The following is a 23,090-nucleotide window of genomic DNA, read 5'->3' as shown; positions in this document are numbered from 1 at the left end:
CAAAAATAATTTTACCGATATGCTTTCCGCCTAGTTTGCGGCGCGAACGCTAATGCCGCTATTGGCGACATTAACACCGTTCATTGCACTTCTTCTCAAATTATCAACCCGTGAAACCTGTGCCTGAAAATTGCGATAATCAGTTCCGGCAAGGGTTTTTCCATTTGGAACCTGCGCTGACATTGGGTTTAATGGAGAGCCATTTTTACGAATTTCAAAGTGCAAATGTGGACCAGTTGAACGACCCGTATTGCCGCTTAGGGCGATGGTTTGCCCCTGCTTAACCCGATCACCAACGCTTAGACCAGATGCAAAACGTGAAAGGTGACCATAACGGGTTGACCAACCATTGCCATGGTCAATGTCAACAACGTTACCATAACCACCCATAATACCCGCACGTGTAACAACACCATCACCAGCCGAATAAACCGGTGTGCCAGTTGGGGCGCCAAAGTCCACGCCTTCGTGCAATTTGGTATAGCCAGAAATCGGATGTACGCGATAACCAAAGTTGGAGGTTAGGCGTGCGCCGTTGATTGGGGTTCTCATAAGAAATTTACGTGCTGAACGACCGTTTTCATCATACCATTCAGATGATGATTCACCTGATGCTTGGAAACGGTAAAGCTCGATGGAGCGGCCACTTAATGTCGTGATGCGGGCATAGGTTGGTTCGCCTTCACGGACAACGGCACCGCGTGAATCTGATACGCGGTCAAACATTAATTCAAAACTTGAACCAGGGCCAATCTCACGTTGGAAGTCAACGTCATAAGCAAATGCATCTGCAAGAGAATCTGCGACGCGGTCTGGTGCGCCTTGTTCACGCACGCTTGCCAAAAGGCCATTTTCACCAATTACGCCAGCAACGCGCAATGAGCGTTTTTGCATTTTGGTGGTAAGCTCGCGCGCTTTATAATCACCATCAATTGTGCGAGTTACGGTAATTGAACGATCGGCACCACTAGCAAGGTTAAAGCCCAAAAGGCGCTTTGTGCCACTATCATTACGCATGAAAACTGTTAATTGGTCATCGCGCTTTACGTCATCTGTATTAACGACTTTTCCCAAAGCGCGAACTGCAAGTCTAACGTCACTTGAATTTGCACCAATACGGTTCAACGCACCGCCGATGCCTTCATTGCCATTGACAGAAATAGTGCGACGCTCAACCTCATTATTGCCAGAAGCATATGATTGAGACGCGGATTGCGCATGTGCAATATTATTAGCGAGCGGAGACATAGCCGCACACAAAGCAACCATACCGGCATAAAGCCATCCTGATTGCCACACCGAAGAGTTGCTTCTTTTAACCAATTGGTATGAACCATATTGTAAATCAGCTAACGGTTTTCCGCCTTTTGACAAGGTCTTTACCGCATCTGTGGACGTAACGGATATCATAGGCATCCGCCCATCACGCATTCTGCAAATTTTTGACAATACTTGCCCCTTTGCTAAAACAAACTAACTTATCCACAGAAAAGTTAAGTTTTTCTTGGCAATTCGCCCCAAAAACCTGAATTTTTTTTACGAATGTGCCAAATTTGCACAAATTTACACCTTTCACAAGCCTTTGGGACTGCGTTAAAATAGCGCGAAGTGTAAATTTAATGTTTTATTTATGAAACATGACTGACATTTATGGCATAAATGAAGACCGAGTTTTAATCACAAGCTTATAAAAAATATGGATTCAGATAGTTTCAATCAGAAAAATAATGAAGATGCAGCGACGGGTGAAACCGTAAAAAAATCGCTGCTGAAATCTGTATCAGCCACAGCCTTAAAGATTGGCTCGGTTGGGATTCTATCGTTGATTCTGGTTGGCGGTGGTATTTTATACCTTAATCGTGTCGCGCTTTCTCAAGCAGTAATAAAGAACATTACAAATTCCAAAGGTGTTTCTTCGGATGTCAAAATTGATCAGCTTGGTCTTGGTGGCGCAAAATTTACAACCCTTACACTTGGTGAAAAGGGTAAAGAGACGCTGGTTGCGCACAATGGCTTTTTAAAGTGGCATTATTCATGGGGTACTCAAAAACTTATTATCGATGATTTCCGCGCCAAAGATGTTACTATTAATCTTGGGCTTGATAAAAACGGCATAGATCTTCGGGATTTTAAAAAATTTACCGGTGGCCCAACCAGCAAAAGCCAAGGATCCCCTGTCGCGATTGATGCGATTAATGCGGATAATATCAATGTAAATCTTGCCACATCTTATGGCATTATTACCAATCATGGTTTTGCCAAGGGCGATAGGAATTCCGGCTTTATAATTAGTATCAAAAGCCTTTTGCCAGAAAAAATTGATGCCAAACATTCCCCAATCGGCATTGGAATAACCACAAGCAAAATGACCGGCAATCGCTTTACAATTGGCGCGGCATTAAAAACAAATGGTAATGATTTTACGGCCGATGAGATTATCAAGGGCCTTAACCTCAAAGGCTTAAATACAAATTTATCGGCGAATATAACGACGAATGGTAAATTTGAGAATGTAAAGATAGAACTAAAACCATCGCAAATATTTGCCGAAAAATTTGCTTCGCAAAATATGGTGATTAATGGTGCTTTGGCAAACATTGATGCCACCAACATTAATGGCGGTAATAATTTATTCAAAGATGCCGTGATTGATGCCAATGGCAAGTTTAACTTTGCATCCGCTAATCTTGCAGGGAATGGTTTCGGCGCATCTAACCTTGGGTTCGCCTTTAAGCGTGAAAAAAATGGCAAGTCAAAACTTGAGGCATCGCTGGTTGCCGGTGGAATTAGAAGTAAATTTGGCAATGGTAATGTAATTATTAAATCGCTAAGCGATTTTGATCTTGCAGATTTGCAGAAGTTTAACCCCGATAATTTGTCTTCACAAATTGCCGTTAATGGGAATGGAATAAATGGGGGCGCGATTGAAAAGATTTTAAACCAAACGCGTTCGACAGGATTTAATATTGGTAATAATCTTGGGCTTAATTCAAAATTATTGCTTTCAAAAAAAGGCGATAAAATCGCAATATATCTTGATGATGCGCTTGAAGTTCATGACAATCGTGGAACCCGTCTTGTTTTTAAGGATGCCGACAATACCGCACATATCACTGCTTATAATTTTGAAAAAAGTGGTGATGAATGGTCGGGTGAATTAATTGCCAAAGGGCAAGTTAATCTAATTTCTAAATTAGGAAATGCCGTTGCAGAATTAAAAGGCCTTAACATCTCTTCTGAAAATATCGGGGTTGAATTTGGTAAAACCTCTTTGCACAATTTGCAAATTGCAGATTTGATATTGAATGGCGCGGTTGATAGCGCAAAATATATATCCGCACCTAAACAAAATACCCAAGGCAATATTTCTGGTAGAATTGTTGCCCAAAGTTCTAAATATGGGCTTAGCCCATCTTTAATTAATTTTAGTGGGCAAATTGTTGGTAAAAAAATAAGCCTAAAGGCAAATGCAAAAATTAAGAGCCTTGATACTGGTGGTTTGCGCCTTGCCAATTCGGACGTCGTATTGAATGCCACCTCTGGCAATGGCGGTGCTTTGGTTGGTAATTTCCTGGCCAAAAGTGCGCAAATGGTTTTAAATCGTGAATATGCGCTATCGGGTGTTAATGCCAATATGCCGTTTAATGCCAGTTTTGGCAAAAATGGAATAAAGCTATCAAGTAATAATTTATCGCTTACGGCGGCGTCTTTAAATTCAAACAGCATTAAATCAAAGGCATTATCAATAAATGGTGCAATGGTTGCCGATATTGCCGGCGGTCGTATGGCGTTTAATTCGCCCAAATGTCTTGGCATCAATTTGCAAGATTTCACCGCCAATGATTATTACCTTCCGAATGCCAAGGGGCGCCTATGCCCCGATAATGCGGGTCGTCTTGCGTTAATAAATGATGGTCAAACATATTTATATGCGCGCACGGCAATTGATGGCGCAGTAATTCGTATGGGAAGTGGTGCTGATGCCCAAACCATTGGTTTTACGGGTGTTGATGGCGCATTTTCTGGCGGCAAAAATGGTGAAATCCTTTATAATGGCAATGTTCGTAATCTTGATTTGCGTATTAAAACTGGTGAAAACCAATTTGGAAACTTCAACGCAGAAAACGCAAAAATTGCACTGAAAGTAAAAGGCGGCAATACGACAATATCAGGCACTTTATCGCAAATTAGTGCGCAAAATATGCCAATGACCATTGATGGAAGCGCCGATGCCACCATTAATATTTCGCAAAAAGATGGAATGAATGGCAAATTTGCTTTTAAAGATTTGCGTGTCAAAGATGCTGAAAAAGAAAAACGTTTTGGCGACTTAATCCTTAGCGGTAGTGGAAACCTTAAAAACAATCATTTATTCTTGCAAGGCGTTATAAATCATGAAGCCAGCGCCAACCAAATTGCGACTTTTTATGTTAATCATGAATTGGCAAGTGGTGAAGGTTCGGCCGATATAAACGCCACCGCACTTCAATTCTATCCATATAATAATGCGGACAAAAAGCCGAAATTTGGCATCGAAGATTTGGTGCCAATTTTGCGCGGTACTTTGGTTGATACATCTGGCATAATAAATGGCGATGCCCGTTTTGAATGGGGGCGCGGCAAGGCCTTGAAATCAAATGCCAATATAAATACAGATGGTTTGGATTTTAATACCGTTCCGGCACAGTTTTATGGTGTGGCGGGTAATTTGGTTCTTGATGATTTATTGAGCCTTAAAACCGCACCGCATCAAGAAATAAGAATAAAAGAATTAAACCCAGGTGGCCTTCCGATTGAAAATGGCGTTCTTACGTTTTCTTTGGATGGCGACAATTCAATAAATGTAATTAATGCCCAATGGCCTTTTGCGGACGGTATTCTACGCCTTGATCCCGCGAAAATTGATTTTAGCCAAGGTGAGAAGAATCTTACGGTATCGGCAGAGAATATTGATATCGCAAAATTATTATTGCTTACAAAAGTACCAAACATTGAAGTAGAAGGTCGGATGAGTGGTACATTACCTGTACGTATGATAGATAATGACGTTGAAATTGTCTCGGGTAAATTAAGTGCTGATGAAGGTGGTATTTTACGCTACATCGGGCCCGATGTTTCTGGAAAGCAGCCAGTTAAAGAAACCAATGTTGAAAAACTAAAAGAAAAATTTACTGGCAAGCCTGCGCCTCAAGGTGCGGATTTGGCAATTCAGGCATTGCGAAATCTCCATTACAAAGTTTTGGCGATGGAAATTAATGGTCGCATAACAGGCGATATGAACTTTCAAATTTTGCTAGAGGGTAATAACCCAGACTTATTATCAGGCAAAGGGTTTTTATTCCGTATTGGGCTTGATGCGCCTGTTGGAAGCCTTCGTAGTTTTTATCAAAGAGCGTTTGAATTTGACACTAATGCATTGAAGCGTAATGAGGATGGCACATATCAATATCTGCCAAATGTTGGCAAAGACGATGCGCCAAAATAAAAAGGCCACCCTTTTGGGGCGGCCTTATATTTAAAACTTTCAATTAAATTAGAAAGCTTTAGAAAGGGTCAAATAACCTTTGTTTGCGCTGAATTTAGCTTGGTGAACGCTAAGGTTTGTTTTGTCGATATCGGTGGTAGTTGCACCAATTTCAACGCCCCAACCAGCTTCAGTAACACCAGCGAAAGCAACTTTTGCATTGTAATATGTGTCACCTTCTTCTGGGTCGTTGTAACCAACAGAAGTGTTCATAGCAACATCAAATGGACCAATTTTGTTTTTGAAAGGAACACCAACAGTAAGTTCAGTATAGGTGTTTTTAGGGCCATCTTTACCAACATGAGGAGTGTAGTAAGCAGCTAGACCAGCAGTGATGCCGTTTGTGAAATTATAGGTCGCGCCCAATTTACCTTCATACATATTTAGGTCGGTATCTTGAGGATACATATAAGCAAGTGCGCCCAAATCAAAAGTAACAGGACCGATAGCAGGTTTAACGCCAGCATAAAGATCGGTTTCAAGATCAGCAGTGTCAAATTTAACTTGACCAGCCCATGCACCTAGATAAACAAGGTCAGTGCCAATATCAACACCAGCAAAAGCGCTTGCTTGGTTGTTTGATTGTGATTGACCACGCCAAATATAATCAGTGCTTACGCCTGCTTTAACAGATGTTGTAACGCCTTCAGCTTGAGCAAATGCAGGAGCAGCAATCAATGCAGCAGCCAACAATACAGTTTTTAATTTCATTATTCCCATCTCCTAATAGAGCTGTGTTGTGAAAACACAAACAGCTTTCTATAATTTATATTTAGTTTTTAAACAATGACAAAAAAGTCACAGACTGTTGCGAATTCATAACACAAAAATGCCCCGAGTTTCGGGGCATTGTAATTATTTGCTTATTTTTAGGGTTTAAAAACCAGTTCTTGCCGCCAAACCTTTGGCAAGGTTTGCACTTTGCTTGACCCAGTTTTCGCGATAGACGCGTGTTCCAAATTTCGGAAGATTGTTTGAAATCCACGCCAATTCCGCAGGATTCATTGTCGCAATTTGCCAGAAGTAATGGATTCCATTCTCATTAAGCCATTTATTATTTTTAGGCCCCACGCCTTCAATTAGCAATAAATCATCGGCATCATCGCCACGCTTTACGGCTTTTGGTTTTGTGCCTTCTCCTGCTGCAACCACCAATTCTTCCAATTGATCAGGTGACATATTTACAGCATCAGATGGCGCAAAACTCTCTTTTGAAGGTTCTTTGGTTGCTTGTGCCTCTTCAATAAATTTAAGCCTAGTTTCCAAAAACTTGTTGCGAGACTTTATTGTAGCCAATTCATCGCTATCAATTGCAACCTCATTGCTCTTTAATGCAGATATGGCGCCAGCATCAACAAGGCCAGCCGCAGTATTAGACATGCCACCATTTGCCTCAAGTGATGCAATTTTTTCATTTGCTGCATCAAGTTGTGCTTGTAGAGATTTAAGTTTTGCCGCGTCCGCTTCGTTGTTTTCTGTTGTTACGCTATTATTGGCAACGCCATTATTGGTGCCAACTCTTGCAAGCCTTTCTGCGAGTGCGTCACGTTCCGCTCTTGCACCATCAAGCTCTATTTGAAGGTCGTCACTTTTGCATTTGCATAGTCCGAATAACCACGCAATCAATGCACCCAAAAGCATTGCCAGAAGCAGATATAATAAGTTTTGAGCAATTATATAAGGCATATTTCAATCTCACACTAATTTTAATTTGCACTATTGCGCTAAAATACTGAATTCAATACGACGGTTTTTCTCGCGGTCTGGGTTGTCAACACCAACTACCGCATGGTCATCAACCAATGGCTTGGTTTCGCCATAACCACGTGCGATAATTTGTTCTGGTCGTGCCCCTTTACCAATCAAATAACTTCTGACTGCATCGGCGCGCAATTGTGACAAGCTAAGGTTCATTGCGGCATCGCCGCCAGTATCGGTATGGCCCGCAACTTCAATTTTAAAGTCACTGCATTTAATGGCTACTTTGGCAATATCGTTTAATAATGGTTTGCCATTTTGAATATTTGGGCTACCTTTTACAAAGGTTACTTTTCCAGTTTTGGCTGTATTTAATAATTCTGTCTGACATGCTTGTGCGGCAGCGCTTAGTTTAGGGGAAGGAATGTTATTAGAGCTTCCACCATAACCTGCGCCCATATTAAATCCACTTGCCCCATTGGCATCGTCACCTGGGGCTTTAACTTTACATATTACATCGCGCACAACGCCAGGAAGCCCAACCATTCTTTTTGCTTCAAGCGCGGTTTTGGCGGCTTCACATGTCGCTAGTTTGGCATCTTGGGTTTCGGCATTGCCTTCAATAGCAACATTTGCGCCTTCAAGTTTTGCAGTGGCATAGGCAAAGCCAGCTTTTGTAAGGCCGTCTTGTGCGGTGGTTTTTGCCTTATCGGCCATGATTTTATAATTAGAGGCACCAACGCAATTAGATAAAAGAGCTAATAATCCGAACAAAAGTAAACCTAGCAGCAGCCACGGCATACAATTTCTCTTTTTAACCTCTTCCATATTTTTCCCCAATATATTAAGCCATCCTCAGCGCCATTGGTAATGCCCTATTGGGTATTTTCATTGGCAAAAGAATTAAACCCCCGGTAAAATGGGAATTATCCGACTTTAAGTTAGTTCTTGCAATTTGCGATATTTTAAAGGATTTGCAACTCAACTCGCTTAATTAGGGCATAAAATTGCAGTTGCCTTGTGGTATTATGCCATATTCGCGAAATCATTATAAAAATGATGTCTTTAATTATATAGAATTGAAAAGATGACAATTATCATAAATGATATAACTAGTCCTCAAAATCCTTTGGTAAAACTTGCCCGTGCACTTGATCGCAAAAAAGAACGTAAAGAAACGGGGCTTTTTCGTGCCGAAGGTGCGCGTCTTGTTAAAGAGGGGGTGGACCTTGGGTGGCGTCTTCATGCGCTATTGTTTTCGGGCGCGGTCGAAAGCCGGCCGCATGTCAAGGATTTGCTTGCATCATGCCAAGATCCAGAAATAAAGATTGGGCGGGTTAATGACCGAATTTTGGAATCCATAACCCATCGCGATAATGCCCAAAGCGTGGTCGGAATTTTCTATCAACAATTCTCAACCCTTGATGCAATTATTGGCGAAGACTTGATTGTTGCCTTGGAACGGCCAAAAGATCCCGGCAATCTTGGCACAATTATTAGAACTTTGGATAGTGTTGGCGGGAAGTCAATTATTTTACTTGAGGATGCGTGCGATCCATTTTCCGTAGAGGCCGTACGCTCTACAATGGGTTCTTTGTTTAGTGTAAAAATCGTAAAATCACCAATTAAAGAATTTTTGGCTTGGGAAAAGCAAAACGATTTCACGCTTGTTGGTACATCGCTTAAGGCACATGATTTGCACACCAAAACCAATATGGGCGCGCGAACAATTCTTTTGATGGGTAATGAACAATCTGGTATTGATGACGACCTTGCCGATAGTTGTGATGAGTTAATTAAACTTCCTATGAAAGGTCGCGCCGATAGTTTGAATTTGGCAATTGCCACAGGTATAAGCCTTTATGAAATTTGGCGTCAACGCGACTTTAATGGAAAAAATTCCTAATTTATATGGAAAAATCAATGAATAAAAACCAAAACCAATTTCCTTTATTGCTTGCAGATGATTGGAGTGATTATGAGCTAATTGATGCTGGCGATGGCTTTAAATTAGAGCGGTTTGGTAAATATCGCTTTATCCGCCCAGATTCACAAGCTTATTGGAAGCCAAAAAATCCAGTTAGTGAATGGCGTGCTGATGCCTCTTTCACGGGGCGCGATGGCGAAGAAATGGGGCGTTGGAACTTTAAAAATCGTGTCCCGGAAAAATGGGAAATGAAGTGGCGCGATGTTGAATTTTATGCCCGCTGCACCCCGTTTCGTCACCTTGGGTTATTTCCAGAACAATCGACACATTGGGCATTTTGTTCTGATAGGATTAAGGCGGCAAAATCTGCGCCCAAAGTTTTAAACTTGTTTGGTTATACCGGTCTTGCGTCATTGGTTTGTGCAAAAGCCGGGGCACAGGTAACGCATATTGACGCCTCGAAAAAGGCAATTGGTTTTGCCCGCGAAAATCAGGCGTTGGGTGGCATGCAGGATGCGCCAATTCGTTGGATTGTTGAGGATGCAATCAAGTTTGTTGAGCGTGAAATAAGGCGCGGTAATAAATATGATGGCATTATTCTTGATCCACCAAAACACGGTCGTGGACCAAATGGTGAAATTTTCAAACTAGAAGAAAGCCTATATGAGCTTTTATCAAGCTGCGCACAAATCTTAAGTGAGAAACCATTATTTCTTGTAGCAACTGTTTATGCGGTTCGTTTGTCTTTTATGGCGCTTAAAAACACAATGGAAGATTCGCTAAGCGCGAATGGTTTTGTAAATGCAAATATTGAATCCGGTGAAATGGCCTTGCCTTTTTCGCAAATTGATAGGGCATTACCAACCGCTATTTTTGCGCGCGCCACATTCTAAAGGCCCCTTGTTTTCCATAAGATACGGTTAATGTACGATTAATTATGACCACATTTTATGCAATGTGCTTATTTTGCATCACCTTGCTTTGTTAAATCAATTTAATGTTCAAGATAAAATATTCAATATAAACAGTATGTTATAAAATTTATGTGATGTTTGGAAAACATGTGTTGCATAAATGTCATTGAATTATTAACCTTTGTGACTTATCTATCAGGGTGCGGCATTATGACCGCACCTTAATTTGAGGGGATTCAAAATTATGAAAAAATTAGCTCTATCTATTCTTGCATTGGCTGTTGCTGCTCCCGCTTTAGCAACTGCTGGCGACACAACTGTTTCTTATAACGCTGCGGTTGCTTCTGACTATTTGTGGCGTGGTACTTCACAAACTGACAGCAAAGCAGCAATCTCTGCTGGTGCTGACCTAACTGCTGGCACTTTGTATGCAGGTACTTGGTTGTCAAATGTTGACTTCGGTTCTGCAAACATCGAAGCTGACCTTTATGCTGGTTGGAAGCCTTCTGTTGGTCCTTTGACTTTTGACCTTGGTGTTGCAACTGCAAACTATCCAAATGCAACTGGTGCAAACTTCGTTGAATACAAAACTGGCGTAAGCGCAGTTGTTGCTAAAGACGTTGCTCTTTCTTTGACTAACTATTACAACACTGACACTTACAACTACACTGAAGTTGGTGTTTCTGCTCCTCTATTCGGCGCAAAAGTTGGTCCATTTGCACTTACTGGTGCTGCTACTTATGGTAAAACTATCGGTATCAAAAACGCAACTGACGATTTTGCAAACTGGAAAGCTGCTGTAACTGGTACAACTGAAAACGGTATCGCTCTTGAAGTTGGTTACACTGACACCGACATCAAAAAAGCAGAAGCTGCAACTTCTTATTGGGCTTTGAACGGCAAATATGACGACGTTAAAGGTCGCGCATATATCGCTTTGAAAAAATCTTACTAAGATTTATCATAGCTAGAAATTTTAAAGGGGGCGTTTGCCCCCTTTTTTATTGCATTTATATATGAATATCGCGGTCTTTGGTTTCCGGTAAAAATATCAGTGTTACAATAATTGAAATCACTGCAACTATCATTGGGTAATAAAGCCCCGAAAACATATTGCCCGTTGTGGCAACAATCGCAAAACCAATCGCGGGTACAAAGCCACCAAAAATCCCTGTGCCAATATTATAAGGTATTGAAAGTGCAGTATAGCGAATACGCATCGGGAATAATTCCACAAGGCTGGCTGCCAATGGGCCATAAAGTGCGGTGGCGGCAATAATGAACACAAATAATATGCCAAGAATACCGTAGAAATTAATCTTTTTTGGATTTGCTTTTTCAGGATAATTAGCTTTTGCCAATGCGGCCGCCATTTCCTTGCCAAATGCTTCTTTGGTCGTTTTTTGTGCTTTTAAATCAAGTTTGGAAATATCAATGCTGTTGATGGTTGTGTCACCAATAATCACTTTGGCAACTGTTCCCTTTGTGGCGCTAATATTTTGATATGGTATTCCTTTTCCCGCCAAATATGATTTGGCCACATCGCATGAGGTGGCAAAGGCATCACGCCCATCGGGTGTTTTGCCTATCGGGTTAAATTGTATCGAACATTCTTTTTGATCGGCAATTACTTTTATTGGCGCATTTTTAATTGCGGTGGCAAAATCCGGGTTTCCAAATTTTACAAAGCCATTAAAACCGGGATAAAAACTAATAAGCGCAAGCGTAATACCAAATAACATCACCGGTTTGCGCCCAATTTTATCAGATAGCCACCCAAAAAATACGTATAAAAACCCTGATACAAACGAAATAATCATAAGCATGAAATTAATCGTGGCTTCGGGGATTTTTAATTGCTTCCCAAGGAATACTTGCGAATAAAAATGTGACGTAAACCATGTAACCCCTTGGGCAATCATTAGGCCAAATAATGCCACAAGCATAAGGCCAAGGTATTTTTTATTGCCAAAAACTTCTTTTAAAGGCGCCTTGGCATGGTTATCTTCATCCTGCATCCGTTTAAAGCTTGGGCTTTCTTCAAGTTGCATACGAATATAAATTGCAATTGCCAAAAGAAACAATGAAACCGCAAACGGAATACGCCATGCCCATTCATGGAATGCAGCCTCGCCCAAAATTGTACGTGTACTATAAACAACCAATAGCGCGGTCAATAAACCTGCGACCGCTGATGATTGTACCAAAGATGTATTAAATCCGCGCTTATCATGCGGTGAATGTTCGGCAACATAAATAACTGCGCCGCCATATTCACCACCCAAAGCAAACCCTTGAATAATACGGAGTGCCATTAATAAAATTGGCGCCCAAATACCAATCGTGGAATAAGACGGCAATACGGATACCAAAAATGTTGACATTCCCATGAGGCTTACGGTTATCAAAAAAGCGCCTTTACGCCCTTCTTTGTCACCAATCGCACCAAAAACCAATGCACCTAGTGGGCGGAACATAAAACCGGCGCCAAAGGCAAGAAGCCCAAAGATAAAGCTTGCTGTTGGGTTAATGCCTGCAAAAAAGTGGTCGGCAAGAATTTGTGTCAAAAGCCCAAAGATAAAAAAATCATACCATTCAAACATTGTCCCAAGGCTTGAGGCAAAAACCACAAGGCGCAATTTTTCTGGTGAAATTTCGTCATTATTATATTGAATTGTTTTGTTCATGGCCCCCCGCATATTATTTTGTATAGAACGAATTATTACAATAATTCAAGCATGCCGCATTAAACATGCCATAAAGTATAAAGCACGGGCAAAACAATGGATTTGATGTTTGTCTGTAGATTACATTTTGATGGTTTACACAAAAACATTAATTCCCTAAATAAAGCGTACTTTTAATTCAAACCCAATCATCTGATATGAACAAACCAAAACTAAACAAGTTTCTCGCGATTTTGCCAATTTTATTGGTTGTGACATTGGACCAGATTTCAAAATATCTGATTTTGAATGTTGTAAAACTTGGTGAGATTCAAAAAATCGAAATTTCACCAATTTTTGATTTAACAATGGTTTGGAATTATGGCGTAAGTTTTGGTGCATTGCGTGCCGATTCTCCAATTGGTCGTTGGGGGCTTGTAGTTTTATCATTGGTTATTTCAGGTTTGTTTTTAAACTGGCTTTTGAAATCAGAACGTAAAATTACTATTCTTGCCCTTGGTTTGGTAATTGGCGGCGCATTGGGTAATATGATTGACCGTATTAGATTTGGTGCAGTTGCTGATTTTCTTGATTTTTCAGGGCTTTACTTCCCGTGGGTTTTCAATATCGCCGACAGTGGTGTGGTGCTTGGCGCTGCAATTTTGTTGATTGATATGCTTATTACGCCCGAAAATGACAAAAACTTAAAAAATAAAGATGTATGAAGCCGCTAGACCAGAAAGAATTTAAAGTTTATAAAATCGGAATATTGGAGTGTAACCTTGATTAATACAAATAAAATCGCAAAAATTATTCCGCTTGTCCTGCTTTGCGCGGGCGCGATTGGTCTTTCTGGCTGTGAAAGCTTAAGACGTGCTGCCGGTGGCGAAAAAGTTACACCTGATGAATTCCGTGTGGTTACAAAGGCACCATTGGTTATTCCACCTGAATATAATCTTCGCCCACCTCGTCCAGGTGAGGCAAGACCTCTGGAACTTCGTGCTGATATGCAGGCGAAATCTGCGATTTTTGGTGTGCAGCTTGGTACTGATGCAAGCTCTGGCGAAAAAGAACTTATCTATAAAATGGGCGCACAAAATGCCGATCCGCGTATTCGTGCGATTCTTGACGAAGAAACTGGAAAAATTGCCCATAAGCCAGAAAAGTTTGCTGATAAGATTTTGAACTTTGGTAAAACTCCGGTTGATGTTAATGGTTCGGCTCCGCTTGATGCGACTTCTGAGGTGGAACGCCTCGAAGAAAAAGGCGCAATTGAAAACACAACTGGCGGCAAAGACGTTAAAATCCAGCAGAACGCCCCAAAAGGCTTTAAACTTCCGGGATTATAATGGCCGGATAATATGGGAAGTATTCGACAGCTTTCACAACAGGTTATAAACCAGATTGCTGCCGGCGAGGTTATTGAAAGACCCGCATCTGCCTTAAAAGAGCTTATTGAAAACTCACTTGATGCGGGCGCCCAGAGTGTTAATATCTGGTGCGATGAAGGCGGCTTGGCACGTATTTTAATCGAAGACGACGGCAGTGGCATAACCAAGGATGAGTTACCAATTGCGATTTTGCGCCACGCGACATCAAAATTAAAAGATGATGGTAATACGGCTGACTTAACCAATATCAATACCCTCGGCTTTCGCGGTGAGGCCTTGCCATCAATTGGCGCGGTCGCACGCATGAAAATTCAATCACGCCATTATTTATCTTCCGAAGCATGGGAAATAAATATTGAAGGTGGGCAGGTTTCACCAATAAAACCTTGTGCTTGGGCTGGGTTGAATTCTGGTACACGTATTGAGGTGCGGGATTTGTTTTTTGCGACACCGGCTCGTCTTAAATTCATGAAAAGCGTGCGCAGTGAAAATATCGCCATTATTGATGTTGTAAAACGCCTTGCTTTGTCACGCCCGGAAATTGGTTTTTCGCTTTATCTTGATGGCAAGATTTCTTTTCGTACCAAAAATCACGATGAAACCGAACCTGCCGCACGAATACGCGATATTATTGGTGCAGATTTGGCGGATGATTGCCTTGTAATTGATGTCGAGCGCGAGGGGGTGAGGCTATATGGGCTTGCATCATTACCAACGGCATCGCGTTCAGATTCGCGTTTTCAGTTTTTATTTGTGAACAATCGCCCTGTAAAAGATCCAATGCTGAAAGGTGTGGCGCGCGCGGCATATCAGGATGTTTTGGCAAAAGATCGCCATCCGATTTTGGCACTATTTTTGGAACTTGAACCCAAATTGGTTGATGTCAATGTTCACCCCGCAAAGACAGAAGTGCGGTTTCGTGACCCTGCCTTAATTCGTGGTCTTATAATTGGTGCATTACGGCACGCAATTGGCGAAGTTTCGGTTCGTGCCAGCACTAGCCTTGCGAGCCAAACCATTGGCGCACTTGGGAAGTCATTGCAACAAACTGATGCGCCGAAATTTTATCAGGGTAATTATAATTATACTCCCGCGCCAAAACCTGTTCAGACAGGTTTTTATGAAGGCATGCCGCGTGAATTTACGCCGCAACAAGCCCCCGCACCAATGGCAAGGGCATTTGAAGAACCACAAACCGAAGAAGTACAGCCACAATCTTCGCCACAAAATTTCCCATTGGGTGCAGCCAAGGCACAGCTTCATAATACATATGTTGTTGCCCAAACTGATGAGGGCATCGTAATTGTTGATCAACATGCCGCGCATGAACGCCTTGTGCTTGAAAGAATGAAGGCGGCAATGAACGAAACCGGAATTCCGCGCCAATTATCACTTATACCCGATGTTGTCGAAATGGATGCGGTTGATTGCGATAATCTGTTGGCCAAGGCCGATGAATTGGCACAATTTGGCTTGGTTATCGAAGGGTTTGGCGATGGTGCCATTTTGGTGCGCGAAACCCCGGCTATTTTGGGTAAGATAAACGCCAAAGAATTATTAAAAGACCTTGCCGATGAAATCGCTGGTTTTGATAATGCCATGCGTCTTAAAGAAAGAATTGACGAGATTTTGTCGCGTATGGCATGTCATGGCTCGGTGCGGGCGGGGCGCCAATTGGGGCCAGTTGAAATGAACGCCCTTTTGCGTGAAATGGAAGTTACCCCACGTTCGGGGCAATGCAATCACGGGCGACCAACATTCGTTAAGCTCAGCCTGAATGATATTGAAAAATTATTTGGTAGAAAATAATAAATTTAATTGAAAATTATTGTCACATATAAATTATTGTCACGGGGCAGCGCTTACTGTTGGGGGCAGTTGGAAGGTCTTGGCGCGCACATTCCCCGTGACAAGTACAAACTAGCCGATGCAAACTAAAGGCGCGATAATTAAGGTCGTAAAAAAAATAAAGAAGCCGTAAAAATAAAAGCCCTGCGATGCAGGGCCTTTAAAAATATGTGAAATAAAATCGAAAACCAAGCTTTTGGATTTTATTTCTCTTTATGCTCCAAGTCGCTGAGTGACGAGCGAAGCGAGGAGGGTGGCAACTTGAGTGTCTATCCCATAATAGCCTTAACCTCGGTGAATTCTTCGAGGCCGAATTCATCCCATTCATTGATGAGCCCCGAAAAGTTGGAGACTTTTCGGATAGGGCGAAGAACAACAAAATATAGGGAATGGGGTAGGGAAAACCCTATCCCATAATCGCCTTAACCTCGGTGAATTCTTCGAGGCCGAATTCACCCCATTCATTGATGAGCCCCGAAAAGTTGGAGACTTTTCGGATAGGGCGAAGAACAACAAAATATAGGGAATGGGGTAGGGAAAACCCTATCCCATAATTGCCTTAACTTCTGTGAACTCTTCTAGGCCGAATTCACCCCATTCCCGCCCATTGCCGGATTGTTTATATCCGCCGAATGGCGCTTCGATTTGGGTTGGGATGCCGTTTAGATGCACCATACCCGCCCGAAGTTTACGGGCAACCGCACGTGCATGGTCATTATCCGATGATTGAACATAGGCCGATAAACCATAAACGGTATCATTTGCCATTTGAATTGCATGTTCTTCATTATCATAAGGGATAATGGTTAAAACTGGACCAAATACTTCTTCGCGGGCGATGGTTGAATTATTATCTTTGGAAACAAAAACGGTTGGCTTGACAAAATAGCCTTTGTCAAAACCATCGGCACGACCAGTACCTCCGGCGATTAATTCATTGCCCTCTTTGATAGCATCTTCAATCATGCCAGTGACTTTGGTGAATTGGCGGGCATTTGAAAGCGGGCCAATTGCGCCTTTTGGCGCGTTTTCATCAGAAGGATTGGAAACCACAACCGATTCCGCAGTTGCCTTTGCGACTTCTTTGGCTTGTTCCAATTTGGCGCGCGGCACAAACATACGGGTTGGAGAGTTGCACGATTGACCAGAGTTGCCAAAACAAATTCTTACACCTTGGCGGACTGCCTTTTCAATATCGGCATCCTCAAGCACGATGTTTGGTGATTTGCCACCAAGTTCTAGGGCGACTTTTTTAACGGTTGGCGCGGCATTTTTTGAAATCTCAATCCCTGCGCGGGTTGAACCAGTAAATGAAACAAAATCAATATCAGGGTGCGAAGACAATGGAACGCCAACGCCCATACCGTCACCATTTACTAGGTTGAACACACCTTTTGGAACCCCTGACGCGTCAATAACTTCGGCAAGAATCATGGCATCAAGTGGTGCAAGTTCGGATGGTTTTAAAACCATAGTACAGCCAACCGCAAGCGCAGGGGCAACTTTACACGCCACCTGATTAATTGGCCAATTCCAAGGGGTAATAAGGCCACAAACGCCAATTGGTTCACGCAATACTTGTGACGGCCCCATTTTACGTTCAAAGCTATATTCTTTTAAAACCCGCAAAGTTTCGGCAAAATGTGCATAACCAGAAGGTGCTTGGGATGAGCGTGCAAGCCATAAAGGCGCACCCATTTCATCACTGATTGCTTGTGCAACTTCTTCATTGCGTTCTTTTAAAAGGTTGGTGATTTTTTCCAAAATCGCAATGCGTTCATCAATTGATGAAAATTGGAATGTTTCAAATGCGGCTTTGGCGGCGGCGATTGCTTTGTTGACATCGTCTTCTGTGCCAAGCGAAATAACGGCGATTTGCTCTTCATTGGCGGGGTTGATGATGAAATGGTCATTTGGTTTTGTCGGGTTTACCCATTCGCCATTGATATAGAATTTGCGTTTATCAAGCATGATCTGTCCCTTAGTTATTATTCAATCTGGGTTATTATTTAACTTGGCAATTTGCCTGCCTTAAATCAAGTGGTGATTTGTTATAACGAATGGGGTCGTGATGCAACCCCTTCATGCGAGCCTAAATAAACTATCCCCCGCCCAAAGCAGCCGTAAATCTTGACCAAATGCGCGAAATAGCTTTTGGGATAGGGGTTAATGTAATTAAAGAAGGTTTGGCAAAGAATAATGACGCAAAGTGCGGAAAGTCTATTTGGCGGCGAGTTACCAGAACAAAAACCACAGCCAAAAGCAACAAACAACACACAACCAAGCAGTTCTTCTGATTATTCGGCATCTTCGATTGAGGTTCTCGAAGGGCTTGAACCCGTGCGCAAACGCCCGGGCATGTATATTGGCGGTACCGATAGCCGCGCATTACACCACCTTTTTGCCGAAGTTCTCGATAACTCAATGGATGAGGCGGTCGCAGGGCATGCCAACCGAATTGAGGTAAGCCTTGAAGAAGACGGATCATTGGTGGTTATTGATAATGGTCGTGGTATTCCGGTTGACCCCCACCCGAAATATGAGGGGAAATCAGCATTAGAAGTTGTTCTAACCGTGCTTCACGCCGGTGGTAAATTCTCTGATAAATCTTATCAAACTTCGGGCGGTTTGCACGGGGTTGGTGTTTCTGTGGTAAACGCCCTTTCCGATAGGCTTTATGTCGAGGTGGCACGCGACAGAAAACTTTATGCTATGGAGTTTTCACGCGGTATTCCCCAAGGTCCGATTAAGGAATTGGGTGCTGTTCAAAACCGCCGTGGTACATTAACACGTTTCCATCCCGATGCCGAAATTTTTGGTGAAAATTTGCAATTTGATCCGGCGCGCGTGTTTAATATGGCGCGCTCAAAAGCCTATCTTTTTGCCGGGGTTGAAATCCGTTTTAAATGCGCGCCAGAGCGTATTAAGCCAGGGTCAAACATCCCAACCGAGGAGGTGTTCTGCTTCCCAAATGGTCTTGCCGATTATTTACAGACCGTTGTCGAAAGCTCACCAACCGTAACCCAAAACGCCTTTACCGGGCGCACCGATAAACAACAGGGGCATGGCTCGGTTGAATGGGCGGTGGCGTGGGGGATGCGCGGCTTTGGCGATGCCGATAGCTTTATGAGAAGCTATTGTAACACCATTCCAACCCCAGAAGGCGGCACGCATGAACAAGGCCTTAGGGCGGCAATTACCAAGGGGCTTCGTGCCTATGGTGAATTGTTAAATGATAAAAAGGCCGCAAATATTACTGCGGATGACGTGTTTGATTCTGCGGCTTCTTTGATTTCGGTATTTATTAAAGAGCCTGAATTTGTAGGGCAAACCAAAGACAGATTGGCAACCACAGAGGCAATACGTATTGTTGAAAATGCGGTTCGTGATAAATTTGATCACTGGTTAGCTGGTAATTCAAAAGAGGCACGTGCGCTTCTTGATTGGGTTATTGCCCGCTGTGATGAACGTCTTAAGCGTCGTAAGGAAAAAGAGGTTTCACGCGCATCTGCAACTCGTAAACTTCGCCTTCCTGGTAAACTTGCCGATTGCACCAAACAAGATGCCGAAGGAACCGAGTTATTTATCGTAGAGGGTGATTCTGCGGGTGGTTCTGCTAAACAGGCGCGTAACCGTATGACACAGGCAATTTTACCATTGCGTGGTAAAATTTTGAACATTGCTTCGGCAAGCGGCGATAAACTTACTGGGAATCAGGAATTGAATGATTTGGCACTTGCCCTTGGTGTTGGCATGGGGTCCAAATTCAATCTTGCTGATTTGCGCTATGAACGCATTATCATCATGACCGATGCGGACGTTGACGGTGCGCATATTGCCGCACTCTTGGCGACATTCTTTTATCGTGCAATGCCAAAACTGGTTGAAGCGGGCAAAGTATATCTTGCGATGCCGCCGCTATATAGAATTTCGCACGGTTCAAAAAGTTTTTATGCGCGTGATGATGCCCATAAAGAAGAAATTTTGCGCACCGAATTCCGTGCCAATGCCAAGGTGGAAATCGGACGATTTAAGGGCTTGGGCGAAATGATGCCGGCCCAGCTAAAAGAAACTACTATGAACCCTGTCACCCGTACTTTGGCACGATTACAAATCGCCAAAGAGGATGAAGAAATGGTTTCTGATTTGGTGGAAACTTTGATGGGTAAAAAGGCGGAACTCCGTTTTAATTGGATTACCCAAAATGCGAAATACGCAGAAGAGATTGATATTTAATTTTTTAAAAGGCACTTGGCAAAGTGCCTTTTATTTTGGCGTGATTTATTGCCAAACCTTATTGTAATTTATTTTTTCATCCGATACTTAAGCGATATGACGAAATTGGAACATTTACCGAAATTAAAAACCGCTGATGAATGTCAGACGATGACCGATGTTAGACATGAAGTTGACCGTATTGATAGGATTTTGGTGGAATTGGTTGCCGAAAGACAATCATTTATGGGTGCGGCTGCACGCATAAAAGAAAGCCGCGATATGGTTTATGATGCACCACGTATTGAGGATGTAATCCAAAAAGTTCTTAAATCAGCCGAGGTGGTTGGTTTATCCCCCAATATTGCCGAGCCTGTATGGCGTTTATTAATCACCCAATGCATTGAATTTGAGTATTCAAGGTTTGATCAGACCCATAAAATTTGAAACATCTGTTGGTAATATATTTAGATGTTTGATGTATATGATTTGAAAATTTAAATTAGCTTATTAAAATAGCTGGAGCCTTTTGTGCCAAACAATTTTTGTGTCATTATTGAAGACGGAAAAATACAAGCAAAGCTTATTGCCAAAATGCTCGATGAAAAGGGCTGGGAAGCACAAATTGCTTTTGATCTCGCATCAGGTATCGAGCTTGTTAAGGCAACCAATCCAAAGGTGGCGTTTTTGGATTTGGGGCTTCCGGATTCTGAGGGCAGCATCAACGTAAAAAAACTAAAAGCCACTGATCCAGATATTATTGTCATCGCGATGAGTGCGACCGATGAAATAAACGAAATGGATTCCCATCTGATGCATGCCAAAATGGTGGGCGCGGAATTTCTGCTTGCCAAGCCATTTAATAAAGAACGACTTACCTCAATTCTTGAAGGCCTTGAATATTACATGGAAAATGGCGAACATCCGCCACATGTACTTGTTATTGATGATTCAAAATCAATACGCACAATATGCTATAAAATCCTCAATGAAATTGGCTATCGGGTAACATTGGCGGAATCAATGAATGATGCCCTTGATTCAGTGGATTTGCTAGATGTTGATGTTATCCTTAGCGATATGAATATGCCGGGGATTGTGCCGATTGATACTATTCCCAAACTACGTGAGAAGTTTCCGGATGTTGGTATCATTGCCATGTCGGGCAATGTTGATGACAAATTATTCAATACTTTGACCCGTGGTGCGGACGCAATTGTGGTCAAGCCATTTGACGTGAATAAATTATTGGAGGCGATAGAAACCGCCTTTGCCCGAAGTGGTCGTTTTGAATTTGAAGAATAAAAAACCCGCCTAATTTGGCGGGTTTTGTTTTATTATCTGGTTGGAACCGGTGTTTCACCACGGTAATCATAGAAACCGCGGTTAGTTTTACGGCCTAGCCACCCTGCCTCAACATATTTAACCAAAAGTGGGCAAGGGCGATATTTGGTATCGGCAAGACCTTCGTTAAGAACCTGCATAATTGCCAAAACGGTATCAAGACCAATAAAGTCACCTAATTCAAGTGGACCCATCGGGTGATTTGCCCCCATGCGCATGCCTTTATCGATTGATTCAACCGTGCCAACACCTTCATAAAGGGTGTAAATTGCTTCGTTAATCATTGGCACAAGAATACGATTTACGATGAATGCAGGGAAATCTTCGGCATTGGTTGTAATTTTTCCCATACGGGTAACAACTTCAAGCGCCGCCGCATAAGTGGTTTCATCGGTTGCAAGGCCGCGAATAATCTCAACCAATTTCATAACTGGAACCGGATTCATAAAGTGAAGACCAATGAATTTTTCCGGACGGTCGGTTGATGCCCCAAGGCGGGTAATAGAAATTGATGAAGTATTAGAAGCCAGAATTGCCTCTGGTTTAATGTGTTGCAAAAGGTTTTTGAAAATTGCTTTTTTGATTTCGATATTTTCACTTGCTGCTTCGATGATAATATCAGCGTCTTTCATTGCAGCAAGGTCAGTAGAAATAGTAATTTTTGCGAATGCGTCTTTGGATTCTTGATCTGTAATAAGGGCTTTTGAAACCTGACGGCCAAGGTTTTTCTCAATTGTTTTTAGTGCTTTATCAAGGCTTTCCTGACTGATATCGGAAAGAACAACATTATAACCTGCTAGTGCGGCAACATGGGCAATACCATTTCCCATTTGTCCTGCACCAATAACCCCAACAGTCGTAATCTGGCTCATAAATATACCTTTGCAAAATTTGCGTGAACTTAGGCGCAATAAAATAAAGGTTCAAGAGAATTGTGCAATGCAAAAGTTGCAAATTTTCATATGCTTTGGTCGAGTTTTTGGTGGCAAATTTGATTTGGTGTTTCAAAATTCCCCAATTGGGAATGGCACAACGGTTGCAATTACTCCTTTTGAAGAAAAATTTTGTTTCAAAATGATACTTAAGGAGATTTTTTAATGGCTACTTCAATTGACCTTCATGTAGGACGCAGACTTCGCCGCCGCAGAAGGCTAATGGGTATGACCCAACAACAGCTTGCAAATATTGTTGGCATTCGTTTCCAACAAATTCAAAAATATGAATGTGGCGCAAACCGCATCACTGCAAGCCGCTTGTTTGAATTATCTTCTGCATTATCTGTGCCAGTACAATATTTCTATGATGGCCTTAATGTAACGCCTGCAAATGCACCTGTTGCGAATGATCATGATGATATTAGCCCTGAAATCTTGCGTCAAAAAGAAACACGCGAACTTATTCGCACTTACTACCGCCTTGGTGAACGTACACGCCGCCGTCTTTTGGATTTGGCACAAGCGATGGAAGAAACTTCTACTGACGCGGCATAGAAACAAATTATCCCACTCATACACTGATCAACTATCCCGCCTTTATTGGCGGGATTTTTTTGGTTGACATGGT

The 23,090-nt window shown here is 42.3% G+C and carries 18 protein-coding genes; 11 read left to right on the top strand and 7 right to left on the bottom strand.

Annotation, left to right across the window (positions count from 1 at the left end; all coding sequences use genetic code 11):
• Nucleotides 1-30 precede the first annotated feature (30 nt).
• Nucleotides 31-1,449 carry a M23 family metallopeptidase gene (locus tag KXV15_RS00260; protein ID WP_240006149.1) on the bottom strand — a complete coding sequence of 473 codons (1,419 nt, stop codon included), beginning with the start codon at nucleotides 1,447-1,449 and terminating at the stop codon, nucleotides 31-33.
• Between the two features lie 247 nt (nucleotides 1,450-1,696).
• Between KXV15_RS00260 and KXV15_RS00255 the strand changes: the two genes are divergently transcribed.
• Nucleotides 1,697-5,485, top strand: coding sequence for an intermembrane phospholipid transport protein YdbH family protein (locus tag KXV15_RS00255; protein WP_240006148.1), 3,789 nt, complete (start codon nucleotides 1,697-1,699; stop codon nucleotides 5,483-5,485).
• Nucleotides 5,486-5,533: 48 nt separating this feature from the next.
• On the opposite strand, the gene KXV15_RS00250 is transcribed toward KXV15_RS00255, so the two are convergent.
• The 3 genes from KXV15_RS00250 to KXV15_RS00240 form a co-directional block, all read right to left on the bottom strand.
• Nucleotides 5,534-6,235, bottom strand: a complete 702-nt coding sequence (locus KXV15_RS00250; protein ID WP_240006147.1) for a TorF family putative porin — start codon at nucleotides 6,233-6,235, stop codon at nucleotides 5,534-5,536.
• A gap of 165 nt (nucleotides 6,236-6,400) precedes the next feature.
• Nucleotides 6,401-7,210: a hypothetical protein gene (locus KXV15_RS00245; RefSeq protein ID WP_240006146.1), complete on the bottom strand. Its 810-nt coding sequence runs from the start codon at nucleotides 7,208-7,210 to the stop codon at nucleotides 6,401-6,403.
• 30 nt (nucleotides 7,211-7,240) lie between these two features.
• Nucleotides 7,241-8,050 (bottom strand): OmpA family protein, encoded by an 810-nt coding sequence (locus KXV15_RS00240; RefSeq protein WP_240006145.1) that lies wholly within the window; start codon nucleotides 8,048-8,050, stop codon nucleotides 7,241-7,243.
• 259 nt (nucleotides 8,051-8,309) lie between these two features.
• Here KXV15_RS00240 and KXV15_RS00235 point away from each other — a divergent pair, with 259 nt between their 5' ends.
• The 3 genes from KXV15_RS00235 to KXV15_RS00225 all read left to right on the top strand — a co-directional run bounded on the left by KXV15_RS00235 (nucleotide 8,310) and on the right by KXV15_RS00225 (nucleotide 11,018).
• Entirely contained in the window at nucleotides 8,310-9,128 is an 819-nt protein-coding gene (locus tag KXV15_RS00235; protein ID WP_240006144.1) for a TrmH family RNA methyltransferase, read from the top strand.
• A 17-nt stretch (nucleotides 9,129-9,145) separates the two neighbouring features.
• Entirely contained in the window at nucleotides 9,146-10,042 is an 897-nt protein-coding gene (locus KXV15_RS00230; protein WP_240006143.1) for a class I SAM-dependent rRNA methyltransferase, read from the top strand.
• 265 nt (nucleotides 10,043-10,307) lie between these two features.
• Nucleotides 10,308-11,018 (top strand): TorF family putative porin, encoded by a 711-nt coding sequence (locus tag KXV15_RS00225; RefSeq protein WP_240006142.1) that lies wholly within the window; start codon nucleotides 10,308-10,310, stop codon nucleotides 11,016-11,018.
• Nucleotides 11,019-11,073: 55 nt separating this feature from the next.
• Here KXV15_RS00225 and KXV15_RS00220 read toward each other — a convergent pair whose 3' ends face one another.
• Nucleotides 11,074-12,750: an MFS transporter gene (locus KXV15_RS00220; protein WP_240006141.1), complete on the bottom strand. Its 1,677-nt coding sequence runs from the start codon at nucleotides 12,748-12,750 to the stop codon at nucleotides 11,074-11,076.
• A 197-nt stretch (nucleotides 12,751-12,947) separates the two neighbouring features.
• On the opposite strand from KXV15_RS00220, the gene lspA reads away from it, so the two are divergent.
• Genes lspA through mutL form a run of 3 tightly spaced genes read left to right on the top strand, consistent with a single transcriptional unit; the run spans nucleotide 12,948 to nucleotide 15,929 of the window.
• Nucleotides 12,948-13,454, top strand: a complete 507-nt coding sequence (lspA, locus tag KXV15_RS00215; protein WP_240006140.1) for a signal peptidase II — start codon at nucleotides 12,948-12,950, stop codon at nucleotides 13,452-13,454.
• 57 nt (nucleotides 13,455-13,511) lie between these two features.
• Nucleotides 13,512-14,078: a DUF3035 domain-containing protein gene (locus KXV15_RS00210; RefSeq protein ID WP_240006139.1), complete on the top strand. Its 567-nt coding sequence runs from the start codon at nucleotides 13,512-13,514 to the stop codon at nucleotides 14,076-14,078.
• 12 nt (nucleotides 14,079-14,090) lie between these two features.
• A complete protein-coding gene (mutL, locus tag KXV15_RS00205; protein ID WP_240006138.1) occupies nucleotides 14,091-15,929 on the top strand; it encodes a DNA mismatch repair endonuclease MutL in 1,839 nt (612 codons plus the stop codon).
• Nucleotides 15,930-16,511: 582 nt separating this feature from the next.
• Here the strand turns inward: mutL and KXV15_RS00200 are convergent.
• Nucleotides 16,512-17,939, bottom strand: a complete 1,428-nt coding sequence (locus tag KXV15_RS00200; RefSeq protein ID WP_240006137.1) for an aldehyde dehydrogenase family protein — start codon at nucleotides 17,937-17,939, stop codon at nucleotides 16,512-16,514.
• 228 nt (nucleotides 17,940-18,167) lie between these two features.
• On the opposite strand from KXV15_RS00200, the gene parE reads away from it, so the two are divergent.
• The 3 genes from parE (at nucleotide 18,168) to KXV15_RS00185 (ending at nucleotide 21,488) form a co-directional block, all read left to right on the top strand.
• Entirely contained in the window at nucleotides 18,168-20,204 is a 2,037-nt protein-coding gene (parE, locus tag KXV15_RS00195) for a DNA topoisomerase IV subunit B (RefSeq protein ID WP_240006136.1), read from the top strand.
• Nucleotides 20,205-20,300: 96 nt separating this feature from the next.
• Entirely contained in the window at nucleotides 20,301-20,630 is a 330-nt protein-coding gene (locus KXV15_RS00190) for a chorismate mutase (protein ID WP_240006135.1), read from the top strand.
• A gap of 84 nt (nucleotides 20,631-20,714) precedes the next feature.
• The gene (locus KXV15_RS00185) at nucleotides 20,715-21,488 is read left to right on the top strand and encodes a response regulator (protein ID WP_240006134.1); all 774 of its coding nucleotides are present in this window, start codon (nucleotides 20,715-20,717) and stop codon (nucleotides 21,486-21,488) included.
• 32 nt (nucleotides 21,489-21,520) lie between these two features.
• Here the strand turns inward: KXV15_RS00185 and KXV15_RS00180 are convergent, their stop codons facing one another.
• Nucleotides 21,521-22,399, bottom strand: coding sequence for a 3-hydroxybutyryl-CoA dehydrogenase (locus tag KXV15_RS00180; RefSeq protein ID WP_240006133.1), 879 nt, complete (start codon nucleotides 22,397-22,399; stop codon nucleotides 21,521-21,523).
• A gap of 225 nt (nucleotides 22,400-22,624) precedes the next feature.
• Between KXV15_RS00180 and KXV15_RS00175 the strand changes: the two genes are divergently transcribed.
• The gene (locus KXV15_RS00175; protein WP_240006132.1) at nucleotides 22,625-23,017 is read left to right on the top strand and encodes a helix-turn-helix domain-containing protein; all 393 of its coding nucleotides are present in this window, start codon (nucleotides 22,625-22,627) and stop codon (nucleotides 23,015-23,017) included.
• Nucleotides 23,018-23,090 lie beyond the last annotated feature (73 nt).

Origin of the sequence: Pseudaquidulcibacter saccharophilus, from assembly GCF_019455445.1 — a bacterium.
In the GTDB taxonomy this organism is placed as follows: Bacteria; Pseudomonadota; Alphaproteobacteria; order Caulobacterales; family Aquidulcibacteraceae; genus Pseudaquidulcibacter; species Pseudaquidulcibacter saccharophilus.
The sequence above is the reverse complement of the archived record's forward strand: the minus strand, read 5'-3'. Positions and strand labels throughout refer to the sequence as shown.

Coding starts and splice junctions, on each gene's coding strand:
- mutL (WP_240006138.1), top strand. CDS start 14,091: ATGGGAAGTATTCGACAGCTTTCACAACAGGTTATAAACCAGATTGCT.
- KXV15_RS00235 (WP_240006144.1), top strand. CDS start 8,310: ATGACAATTATCATAAATGATATAACTAGTCCTCAAAATCCTTTGGTA.
- KXV15_RS00240 (WP_240006145.1), bottom strand. CDS start 8,050: ATGGAAGAGGTTAAAAAGAGAAATTGTATGCCGTGGCTGCTGCTAGGT.
- parE (WP_240006136.1), top strand. CDS start 18,168: ATGACGCAAAGTGCGGAAAGTCTATTTGGCGGCGAGTTACCAGAACAA.
- KXV15_RS00255 (WP_240006148.1), top strand. CDS start 1,697: ATGGATTCAGATAGTTTCAATCAGAAAAATAATGAAGATGCAGCGACG.
- KXV15_RS00245 (WP_240006146.1), bottom strand. CDS start 7,210: ATGCCTTATATAATTGCTCAAAACTTATTATATCTGCTTCTGGCAATG.
- KXV15_RS00180 (WP_240006133.1), bottom strand. CDS start 22,399: ATGAGCCAGATTACGACTGTTGGGGTTATTGGTGCAGGACAAATGGGA.
- lspA (WP_240006140.1), top strand. CDS start 12,948: ATGAACAAACCAAAACTAAACAAGTTTCTCGCGATTTTGCCAATTTTA.
- KXV15_RS00225 (WP_240006142.1), top strand. CDS start 10,308: ATGAAAAAATTAGCTCTATCTATTCTTGCATTGGCTGTTGCTGCTCCC.
- KXV15_RS00200 (WP_240006137.1), bottom strand. CDS start 17,939: ATGCTTGATAAACGCAAATTCTATATCAATGGCGAATGGGTAAACCCG.
- KXV15_RS00230 (WP_240006143.1), top strand. CDS start 9,146: ATGAATAAAAACCAAAACCAATTTCCTTTATTGCTTGCAGATGATTGG.
- KXV15_RS00190 (WP_240006135.1), top strand. CDS start 20,301: ATGACGAAATTGGAACATTTACCGAAATTAAAAACCGCTGATGAATGT.
- KXV15_RS00250 (WP_240006147.1), bottom strand. CDS start 6,235: ATGAAATTAAAAACTGTATTGTTGGCTGCTGCATTGATTGCTGCTCCT.
- KXV15_RS00220 (WP_240006141.1), bottom strand. CDS start 12,750: ATGAACAAAACAATTCAATATAATAATGACGAAATTTCACCAGAAAAA.
- KXV15_RS00175 (WP_240006132.1), top strand. CDS start 22,625: ATGGCTACTTCAATTGACCTTCATGTAGGACGCAGACTTCGCCGCCGC.